This is a genomic window from Actinomycetota bacterium, from assembly GCA_035759705.1.
Taxonomy (GTDB): Bacteria; Actinomycetota; CADDZG01; order JAHWKV01; family JAHWKV01; genus JAJCYE01.
On sequence record DASTUJ010000190.1, the window covers coordinates 16,957 to 28,150 of the forward strand.

General features: G+C 64.7%; 4 protein-coding genes. 1 reads left to right on the top strand and 3 read right to left on the bottom strand.

From position 1 onward, the window contains the following. Positions 1–16: 16 nt before the first annotated feature. The 3 genes from VFV09_13115 to rpoB all read right to left on the bottom strand — a co-directional run bounded on the left by VFV09_13115 (position 17) and on the right by rpoB (position 10,310). A complete protein-coding gene (locus VFV09_13115) occupies positions 17–2,746 on the bottom strand; it encodes a choice-of-anchor P family protein (GenBank protein ID HEU4868653.1) in 2,730 nt (909 codons plus the stop codon). Between the two features lie 209 nt (positions 2,747–2,955). Continuing rightward, positions 2,956–6,810 (bottom strand): DNA-directed RNA polymerase subunit beta', encoded by a 3,855-nt coding sequence (locus VFV09_13120; GenBank protein HEU4868654.1) that lies wholly within the window; start codon positions 6,808–6,810, stop codon positions 2,956–2,958. Positions 6,811–6,812: 2 nt separating this feature from the next. Next, the gene (gene rpoB, locus VFV09_13125) at positions 6,813–10,310 is read right to left on the bottom strand and encodes a DNA-directed RNA polymerase subunit beta (GenBank protein HEU4868655.1); all 3,498 of its coding nucleotides are present in this window, start codon (positions 10,308–10,310) and stop codon (positions 6,813–6,815) included. A gap of 495 nt (positions 10,311–10,805) precedes the next feature. On the opposite strand from rpoB, the gene VFV09_13130 reads away from it, so the two are divergent. Further along, positions 10,806–11,194 (top strand): hypothetical protein (locus tag VFV09_13130; GenBank protein HEU4868656.1); only part of this gene is annotated, 389 nt, incomplete at its 3' end.

Below are 11,194 nucleotides of genomic sequence, written 5' to 3' on the forward strand. Positions count from 1 at the left end.
TGCTCGACCCTTGGGGTCAGGCGCCGTTGTCCCCCGGCCTCCGCTTGGGGCTGGCCTTCATCAACAGGTAGCCGAGTGCCATCAGGGCCGCCGCCAGGGCTATGAGCCGGGCCGCGTCCTGCCCGGTTCGGGCCAGCGTCTTCGGCACCGTGGTCGACGCCGGTGGCGGGGTGGGCTTGGCGGCCGTACCGCCGGTCGCCGTGGCCGACGAGACACACGAGGTGTTGTTGTTGATGTTGACCTGGGCGATCCTGAACTCGCCCGAGCTGGCCGTGGTGGTGGCGTTGCTCGTGCAGGTCACGCCGCTGATGTTGTTGACGATGATCCTCGGGACCGCGGTCCCCGCCTCGGTGATGTTCACCGTAGCGTCCCCCTGGGCGCTCGAGGAGGTGCCTTCGTCGTCTACGACGGTCACCGTCACGATGTCGGTCTCCGAGTCGCCGGCCACGCCGGTGAACTCGGCGTCGAACTCGCAGACGTAGGACGTGTTGGCCGCTAGCACTGCGCCGTTGTCACACGTTCCCTTGCCGTTGAGGTCGCCGTGTTTGTCGTCGGTGATCGAGGAGATCACCACCTGCTCCCCGGTGAGGTTGGAGACCGTCACTTTGAAGGTGAAGGTTCCGCCCGGCTCGGGACGGCTGGTGGGGGTTGCGTCCTTGGCCACCCGGATCATCGGGGCACCGTTGGTGATGCTGATGGTCGCCGAACCTGCGGTGGCGGTGATCCCGGTGCCGGTGACCGTGACCGTGTTGGTCTCGGTGTCACCTGCGTCGCCGGTGAAGGTGACGGTGAAGGTGCAGCTTGCGCTTGCGCCGACGGCCACGCTGGTGTTGATCAGCGTCCCGCACGTGGAGCCCGCCCTGGTGGCCAGGTTCCCGTAGACGCTGTCGTTGATGGTCAGGATCGTCACCGGTGCGCTGCCCGTGTTGACCACCCGGACGGTGAAGGTGAAGTTGCCGCCGGGCTCGGGACGGCTGGAGGGGCTTGCCGACTTCTCGACCCGGATGGTCGACCCGGCACCCTGGATGGAAACGGTGGCGGTGTCGGTGTCGGTGACGGTGTTGTTGTCGCCGTCGGTGTCGACCGCGGTCGCAGTGACCGTGTCGGTCTCGGTGGCGCCGGCTACACCGGTGAAGTTGCCGATGAAGCTGCAGCTGTAGTTCCCGCCGGCGCTGATGGTGGCGGGCACGTCACAGGTGCCCTGGCCGTCCAGGTTGCCGTAGACGTCGTCGACCAGGCCGGTAAGGCTGACCTGCTCGGCGCCGGTGTTGTTGACCGTCACCGTGAAGGTGAAGTTGCCTCCCGGAGCCGGGAGGCTGCCGGGGGTCACGGTCTTGTCGACCTGGATCGCAGGCACATCGCCGGCGACGATGGTCACCGTTGCGGTGTCCGTGGCGGTGACGGTGTTGTTGTCGCCGTCCAGATCCACTGCGGTTGCAGTGACCGTGTCGGTCAGGGTGGCTCCCGCGACACCGGTGAACGGCCCGGTGAACGAGCAGTCGTAGAACGCGCCGGCCGCAAGCGTCCGGGGAACGTCACAGGTGCTGCCCGCCCGGGTGTCCAGGTTGCCGTAGATGTTGTCGGTCAGGCCGGTGACGCTTACTGCCTCGGCTCCGGTGTTGGTCACCCGGATGTTGTAGGTGAACGTGCCCCCGGGAGCGGAGAGCGTTTCCGGCACCGCCGTCTTGGTGACGCTGATTGCCGGAACGTCGCCGACAACCGCGGTGATGGCGACGGTCGCGCTGTCGCTGGCGGAAGCTGGCGGGTTGACGTCGCCTCCGATGTCCACGACGGTGGCTGTGACCGTGTCGGTCTGCGTTGCGCCGGCAACGCCGGTGAAGGTCTCGGTGAACTGGCAGGTATACGTCGCCCCCGGAGCGATCGTGGCGGGCGTGTCGCACGTGCCCTGTCCGTCGAGGTTGCCGTTGACGTCGTCGATCAGGGAGATGAGGGATACGGCTTCAGAGGAGGTGTTCGTGACCTGAACCCGGATCGGGAAGGCGCCGCCGGGGGCCGGGAGGGTGGGGGTCAGAGGCGTCTTGTCGACCGTCAGGGTCGGCACCTGCGGAAGCAGGACGTCCGGGCCGGCCAGCAGGCAGCGGGACTGGGCGACGATGATGTCGCCCGCTCCGCCCAGCAGGGTGATGTGCAGGGCGTTGACGGTGATGCCGGTGCCCACGCCGGGGACGTTCGACTCGAACTGCTCGTTGATGACAATGGTGGCCAGGCCGAGGATGTCGATGGTGGTGTTCGGTGCGGTGCTCGGAATGGTGATCGGGTTGCCGCCCACCCGAAGGTCGACGATCTCGGTGATTCCGGAGGAGCCGTCGCCGTTGGAGACGCAGGTCGACGAGACGGCTTCGACGGTGATGCCGTTCGTCAGTGGGGCTACGACGACATCGGCCGCGCTGGCCTCCGACCTCACGGTGGCGTCGTGGTTCTCGCCGAACACGCCGGACGCCTGGGACTCCACGTGCAGAACGCCCGCCGTGGCGGCGCCGAGCACGTTGACCGGGCCGACCACGTCGGCCACCTCGTCGAACCCGTCGTCGGGCTCGGTAGCGGTGAAGGTCACGTCCGGTGTGGGAGGAATGGTGATCAGGCCCAGGACATCGGCGGACAGGGCGAACCCTCCACCTCTGGCCTCGTCGATGTCCGCCAGGGCGGACGTCGGGCTGATCAACATTGCTGTGATGCAGAAGAGAGAAAATATTGCGACCTTGCGAGGCCGGATCAGTCGTTTCACCTAGGGTCCCCTTTTAATTTTTAGGTTGATACCGAGGTAAACGAGCGGTTTTAGCCCATTCCACCCCACCACTTCGGACCCTACCCAAAGTGGTGAGTGCAAACAAGGGTGGAAACACCCGATTAACACCAATCAACAGAGATGCTCTGAGGACCCAGCAAAAAGGGCCCCCCATTCGGGAGCCCTTTTTTGGTTGATCGGTTTGAGTCCTAGAAGGCCTCGACCTCTTCGGCGTCCGGGTCGTAGAACTGCGCCCGGGCGGCGGCTTCCGCCTCTTCGGCAGCCTTGCGCTCCTCGTCCTGCTTGCGCAGCAGCTGGAGCAGCTCCGACACCTCGTCGGAAGGCGTGACCTTGACCGAGCGGTAGCGGGTCATGCCCGTGCCGGCCGGGATCAGCTTGCCGATGATGACGTTCTCCTTCAGGCCCAGCAGGCTGTCCGACTTGCCGCGGATGGCGGCCTCGGTCAGCACCCTGGTGGTCTCCTGGAAGGAGGCTGCGGACAGCCAGCTCTCGGTGGCCAGCGAGCTCTTGGTGATTCCCATCAGGATCGGCCGGGCCGTTGCCGGCTCGCCGCCCTTGGCGATCACCTCGTCGTTGATCGATGCGAACAGCTTGCGCTCGACCAGGTCCTGCGGCAGCAGCTCGGTGTCCCCGGGCTCGATGACGCTCACCTTGCGAAGCATCTGGCGCACGATCAGCTCGATGTGCTTGTCGTGGATGGGCACACCCTGGCTCTTGTAGACCTGCTGCACCTCGTTGACCAGGTAGATCTGGACGGCCCGGATACCGGCGACCTCCAGGATGTCGTCCGGGTCGATGGAACCTTCAGTGATCTGGTCCCCCGGCTCGATGACATCGCCCTCGTCGACCACCAGGCGCTGCCGGCGGCTGACGGGGTACGCCTCTTCCTTGCCGTCCTCGCCGATCACCTTGACGACTCGTTTGACCTCCTCGTCGTGGATCTCGACCCGGCCGGCGATCTTCGCCACCGTGGCTCGCCCCTTGGGGGTACGGGCCTCGAACAGCTCGACCACTCGAGGCAGACCGTGGGTGATGTCCTCACCTGCGACGCCTCCGGTGTGGAAGGTACGCATGGTCAGCTGGGTCCCCGGCTCACCGATGGACTGGGCGGCGATGATGCCGACCGCTTCACCGATGTCCACCATTGCGCCGGTGGCCATGTTCCGGCCGTAGCACAGGCGGCAGACGCCGTACTTGGACTCGCAGGTCAGCACCGAGCGAACCCTCAGCTGGTCGACACCGGCGGCAACCAGCTCGCGCTGCTTGATCCGGTCCACGAGCTCGCCCTGCTTGATGAGCGCCTTGCCTTCGTGGATGAGGTTCTCGAGCGAGACCCGTCCGAAGACCTTGGTCTCAACCGAGGGAGCCTCTACCCGACCGGTGGGCGTCTCGACGGTCACCTGGATCGGGATGCCCCGCTCAGTGCCGCAGTCGTCCTCACGGATGATCAGCTCCTGCGACACGTCGACCAGACGCCGGGTCAGGTAACCCGAGTCGGCGGTACGAAGTGCCGTGTCGGCCAGTCCCTTGCGGGCGCCGTGGGTGGAGATGAAGTACTCCAGGACCGAGAGGCCTTCCCGGAAGTTCGCCTTGATCGGGCGAGGGATGATCTCTCCACGAGGGTTGGCCATCAGGCCTCGCATTCCTGCGAGCTGGCTGATGTTTCCCTTGTTTCCACGGGCACCGGACTTCCACATGATGTAGATCGGGTTGAGCTCGTCCAGCTGGAAGGTGGCGTCCATGGCTGCCGACACCTCGTCGGTGGCCTTGGTCCAGATCTCGATCAGCTCCTGGCGGCGCTCGTCGTCGGTGATGATGCCCCGTCCGTACTGGGTCTCCACCTTCTCGGCCATCGCCTCGTGGTCGGCCAGGATCTTCGGCTTGTTCGGCACCGTGACGATGTCGTGCAGGCCGAAGGTGATTCCCGCCTTCGTCGAGTAGTGGAACCCGAGGGTCTTGATCTGGTCCAGGATCCGGGCGATCTCCGCCTTGCCGTACATCTCCGCACATTCCTCGATGATCAGGGCCAGCTCACGCTGGCCGACCATCTTGTTCTGGTACGGGTAGGTGTCGGGCAGGGCGCTGTTCAGGATCAGGCGGCCGACCGTGGTCTCCAGCAGCGCGCCGTCCTCCAGGCCGGGAACGTTCTTGCCCGTCATCCGGACCTTCACGTTTGCGTGCAGGCTCGCCGCCTCGAAGTCCAAAGCCATCATGGCTTCCTTCGGGGAGGAGAAGATCCTGCCCTCGCCCGCCTGACCCTCGCGGGTCATGGTCAGGTAGAAGGTGCCCAGGATCATGTCCCGGGTCGGGGTGACGATAGGCGTTCCGTGGGCCGGCGACAGGATGTTGTGCGTCGACAGCATCAGCAGGCGTGCTTCCGCCTGAGCCTCGGCCGACAGCGGCACGTGGACTGCCATCTGGTCGCCGTCGAAGTCAGCGTTGAAGGCGGTGCAGACCAGCGGGTGGATCCGGATGGCCTTGCCCTCGACCAGGATCGGCTCGAATGCCTGGATTCCCAACCGGTGAAGGGTGGGAGCACGGTTCAGCATCACCGGGTGGTCGTGGATGACCTCTTCGAGGACGTCCCAAACCACGGGCCGGGCGCGCTCGACCATGCGCTTGGCGCTCTTGATGTTCTGAGCCTGCTGCAGGTCCACCAGCCGCTTCATGACGAACGGCTTGAACAGCTCCAGCGCCATCTGCTTGGGCAGACCGCACTGGTGCAGGCGAAGCTCGGGACCCACGACAATGACCGAACGGCCCGAGTAGTCCACCCGCTTGCCCAGAAGGTTCTGGCGGAACCGGCCCTGCTTGCCCTTGAGCATGTCGGACAGCGACTTCAGCGGCCGGTTGCCCGGTCCGGTGACGGGACGCCCGCGGCGGCCGTTGTCGAACAGTGCGTCGACGGCCTCCTGGAGCATCCGCTTCTCGTTGTTGACGATGATCTCGGGGGCGCCCAGGTCCAGCAGCCTCTTCAGGCGGTTGTTCCGGTTGATCACCCGGCGGTACAGGTCGTTCAGGTCGGAGGTAGCGAAGCGGCCGCCGTCCAGCTGCACCATGGGGCGAAGCTCGGGCGGGATGACCGGGACTGCGTCCAGGACCATGCCCATCGGGGAGTTCTTGCTGCCCTCGTTGGTGAACGGGGAGATGACCTTCAGCCGCTTGATGGCGCGGAGCTTCTTCTGCCCCTTGCCGGTGGCCACGATCTCCTGCAGGTGGTCCTGCTCCTCCTTGAGGTTCAGCGAGTGGATGAGCTCCTTGATGGCCTCAGCCCCCATGCCTCCCCGGAAGTAGTCGCCGAAGCGGTCCCGAAGCTCACGCCAGATGGTCTCGTTGTCGACAAGCTTGCGAGGCGCCAGGCCCTTGAACTGCTCCCAGGTCTCCTCGAGAAGGCCCATCTCACGCTCGGTACGCGTGTTGATCTCCTTCATCTGCTTGGCGGCCTCGTTCTTGGCCTTGTTGACCTCTGCTGCCTTGGCGCTGCGCTTCTCGAGCTCGGCCAGAGTTGCCTCGAGCTGCTCCTCGATCTTCGCCTTGCGCTGGTTGGCGGCGTCGCCGGTTGCCTCCAGCTCGTGCCGGACCTGGGTCTCCAGGGTCGGCAGGTCGCGCTGGCGCTTGGCGTCGTCGACGTGGGTGATCAGGTAGGAAGCGAAGTAGATGATCTTCTCGAGGTCCTTCGGCGCCAGGTCCAGCAGGTAGCCGAGGCGCGAGGGAACCCCCTTGAAGTACCAGATGTGGGTGACCGGAGCGGCCAGCTCGATGTGGCCCATCCGCTCGCGGCGAACCTTCTGCCGCGTGACCTCCACGCCGCACCGCTCGCAGATGATGCCCTTGAAGCGAACCCGCTTGTACTTGCCGCAGTAGCACTCCCAGTCCTTGGTGGGACCGAAGATGCGCTCGCAGAAAAGTCCGTCCTTCTCCGGCTTCAGCGTTCTGTAGTTGATGGTCTCGGGCTTCTTGACCTCGCCGTGCGACCACATGCGGATTTGATCCGCAGTGGCCAGGCCGATCCGAAGCTCGTCGAAATAAGTAACGTCAAGCACCCTTATGCCTCCAGATCTACTGAGGCCGGCTCACGGCGTGACAGGTCAATGCCCAGCTCCTCCGCCGTCCGGTATACGTCTTCGTCGATTTCCTTCATCTCGATCTCTTTACCTTCAGCCGAAAGAACCTCGACGTTCAGGCAGAGCGACTGCATCTCTTTGATGAGCACCTTGAACGACTCGGGGATGCCCGGCTCGGGGATGTTCTCGCCCTTGACGATGGCCTCGTAGACCTTCACGCGGCCGAGCACGTCGTCGGACTTGATCGTCAGAAGCTCCTGCAGTGCGTAGGCAGCGCCGTACGCCTCCAGGGCCCAGACCTCCATCTCACCGAAGCGCTGTCCACCGAACTGCGCCTTACCGCCCAGCGGCTGCTGGGTGATCATCGAGTACGGACCGGTGGAACGGGCGTGGATCTTGTCGTCCACCAGGTGGCTGAGCTTAAGGATGTACGTGTAGCCGACCACTACCCGGGCGTCGAACTTCTCGCCGGAGCGGCCGTCGTACAGCCATGCCTTGCCGTCCCTGCCGACCAGGGTCTCGTCGCCGTGGGTGTTGTTGGTGGCGTTCTCCAGTGCCTCGAGGATGTCCTCCTCGCGGGCGCCGTCGAACACCGGGGTGCTGACCCACATGGCGGCTTCGCTGGGGCTTCCGTTGTCGTGGTTGCCGGTGGCGGCGGTTTCGTAGTCCTTGGTGAACTTCGACTTCCATCCGTTGTGGGCAGCCCATCCGAGGTGCGTCTCCAGAACCTGTCCCAGGTTCATGCGGGAAGGCACGCCCAGGGGGCTGAGGATGATGTCGACCGGCCGTCCGTCGGCCAGGAACGGCATGTCCTCCAAAGGAAGAACCTTCGAGATGACACCTTTGTTCCCGTGGCGTCCGGCCAGCTTGTCGCCCTCCTGGATCTTGCGCTTCTGGGCGACCTGCACCTTGACCAGCTGGTTGACGCCGGGGGGAAGCTCGTCGCCGTCCTCGCGGCTGAACACGCGGACGTCGATGACCGTCCCGGTCTCACCGTGCGGCACCTTGAGTGAGGTGTCCCGGACCTCCCGGGCCTTCTCACCGAAGATGGCACGCAGCAGGCGCTCCTCCGGAGTCAGCTCGGTCTCTCCCTTGGGAGTGACCTTGCCCACCAGGACGTCGCCCGGTCCGACTTCGGCGCCGATGCGAATGATGCCCCGGTCGTCGAGGTCCTTCAGGATCTCCTCGCCGACGTTCGGGATGTCCCGGGTGATCTCCTCGGCTCCGAGCTTGGTGTCCCGGGCGTCGACCTCGTGCTCGTCGATGTGAATCGAGGTGAGCACGTCGTCGCGCACCAGGCGCTCGGACAGGATGATGGCGTCCTCGTAGTTGTAGCCGTTCCACGGCATGAAGGCGACCAGAAGGTTCTTGCCGAGAGCCAGCTCACCGAGGTCGGTGGACGGGCCGTCGGCCAGGATCTGCCCCCGCTGGACCTTGTCGCCCTCGGAAACGATGGGCTTCTGGTTCATGCAGGTCGCCTGGTTGGAGCGGTGGAACTTGGCCAGACGGTACTGGCGGTCGGTTCCGTCGGAGTTCTTGACGTAGATGTAGTCGGCCGACACTTCTTCGACCGTCCCGTCCTTGTCGCTGAGGATGACCTCGCCTGCGTCCATGGCGGCGCGCACCTCGAGCCCGGTTCCGATGAGCGGAGCCTGGGGGCGAAGAAGCGGCACTGCCTGGCGCTGCATGTTGGCGCCCATCAGGGCCCGGTTGGCGTCGTCGTGCTCGAGGAACGGGATCAGAGCGGTGCCGACCGAGACGATCTGCTTCGGCGACACGTCCATGTAGTCCACGTTGCCGGGCAGCACGAACTCCACGTCGCCGCCCTTGGTTCGGACGAGTACGTGGTCCTCGGTGAACGAGCCCTTGGCGTCCAGGGCCGCGTTGGCCTGAGCCTTGACGAACCGGTCCTCTTCGTCCGCGGTCAGGAAGTCGACCTGGTCGGTCACCCGGCCGTCCTCCACCTTGCGGTAGGGGGTCTCGATGAAGCCGAACTCGTTGATCCGGGCGTAGCTGGCCAGCGAGCCGATCAGGCCGATGTTCGGGCCTTCAGGGGTCTCGATGGGGCACATACGGCCGTAGTGGCTCGGGTGGACGTCTCGCACCTCGAAACCGGCACGCTCACGTGACAGGCCACCCGGGCCAAGCGCCGACAGGCGGCGCTTGTGGGTGAGGCCGGCCAGCGGGTTGTGCTGGTCCATGAACTGGCTCAGCTGCGAGGTTCCGAAGAACTCCTTGATGCTGGCGACGACCGGACGGATGTTGATCAGTGTCTGCGGCGTGATGGCCTCGACGTCCTGGGTGGTCATCCGTTCCCGGACGACCCGCTCCATACGGCTGAGGCCGATGCGGACCTGGTTCTGGATGAGCTCGCCGACCGAACGGATACGGCGGTTTCCGAAGTGGTCGATGTCGTCCACCTCGAAGTCCTCGTCGCCGCGGTGCAGGCGGACCAGGTAGTCGACCGTCTTGAGGATGTCCTCATAGGTCAGGACCGACTTGTAGATCGGGGTCCGGGGACCGCCGTCCTGGGACGCGATCGAGGAGAACACCTTCCAGTGCTCCTGCTCGAACGGCTCTTTGCCGGGCTTGGCCCGGGCGACCATCTCGTCGTAGATGCGCTGAAGGACGCGCTCCATTGCGGGGCTGGTCTTGCCGAGCTTCTTGTCGACCTTGTACCGGCCGACCTTCGCCAGGTCGTAGCGCTTCCAGTTGAAGAAGAGGTTGTCCAGCAGCGTGCGGGCGGAGTCCGGTGTGGGGGGCTCGCCGGGGCGGAGCTTGCGGTAGATGTCCATGAGGGCCTCGTCCTGCGTCTGCAGGTGGTCCTTCTCGACCGTGGCGCGGATGGAGTCGGCGTCGAACAGCTCGAGGATCTCCTCGGCGGTGAGGCCCATGGCCTTCAGCAGCCCGGTGACGTGCTGCTTGCGCTTGCGGTCGATGCGGACGGCGACCAGGTCCTTCTTGTCGGTCTCGAACTCCAGCCAGGCGCCCCGCGCGGGGATCACCTTGACGCTGAAGAGCTCCCGGTCGGAGGTCTTGTCCAGCGCCCGGTCGAAGTAGACGCCCGGCGAACGAACCAGCTGCGAGACGACGACGCGCTCGGTTCCGTTGATCACGAAGGTGCCCTTGTCGGTCATCATCGGGAAGTCCCCCATGAAGACCGTCTGCTCCTTGATCTCACCGGTTTCTTTGTTCATGAACCGGGACGTGACGAACAGCGAAGCGGAGAAGGTCATGTCCTTCTCTTTGCATTCGTCTACCGAGTGCTTCGGGTCCTCGAAGCGGTACTCGCCGAATTCGAGCTGAAGGTTTCCGGTGAAGTCTTCAATTGGGGAGACGTCGTGAAAAGTCTCCTTCAGTCCCTCATTGAGGAACCAGTTGAAGGAGTCCTTCTGTACGGAAATTAGGTCGGGGAGTTGTTGAATCTCCGGGAATCGGGCAAATGAAACGCGCGTGCGGAAGGCGGATTTGTTCGCCAATGCGCAACTCCTCCTTTACGGGGTCAGAACTAGAGACGGGCTCGAGGCGCGTGTGGGCGCCAAGCAAAAAGGTCATGGCGCGAGCTATCGCCAGGAAGATTGACATTAAGTGAGCAAGAGTAGCAGACAGCAATCGCAAAGTCAACGACGACGGGGTCGGAGGCCAGAAGCTGGAGCCGTATTCGATTGCCGAGCGAGGACAGAGTAGGCGTACACCTAGCGAAATGTCAAGAAATCGCGAGGTTTGCCACGACCAGGCCGGTTTGGTGCGTCGTCTGTATACCCCTTGAGAAGCTTCTCCAACCCTCTTTTGTGCCGGGCGCCGGCGCCCCGAATGAGGGCTTGAAGTTTGGCGTCATACACGATTGACTAAGGGCGGAGTTCTGGCAAAGCTGGACTTTGGCCCCACCAGGACCGAGAATGGGCAGCCGCGGTCACACGCGGTTATCTGAAACACCAAGCACGTACACAGAAACAGAACGGAGAACAAAGACAATGAAGCTCGGAAAACTACTGGGCATCCTCTCCTGGATGTGCCTGATGAGCGTTATCACGCTTGTCCCCACGGCAATGGCCGAGAACAACTGCGACGCCAACGGCCCCGGCTCGGATGAGACCGCCTGTGAGCAGGCATTCGACCTGAGCAGCGGCGACTCCGGCGCAACCGGTGCAACCGGTGACGGCGGCAGCGGCGGCGAGAGCGGCGCAGGCGGCGAAGGCGGAGCAGGCGGCGCAAGCGGCCCCGCAGCCGGCGGTAGCGGCGACGGCGGCGGCGGCGGCGCAGCAGCTGCTGGTGACGGCGGCGACGGCGGCGGCAACGGCGGCGCAGGCGGCGGCGGCGGAGCAGCCGGCGGCAGTGGCGCTTACGCAGGTGCAACCACCGG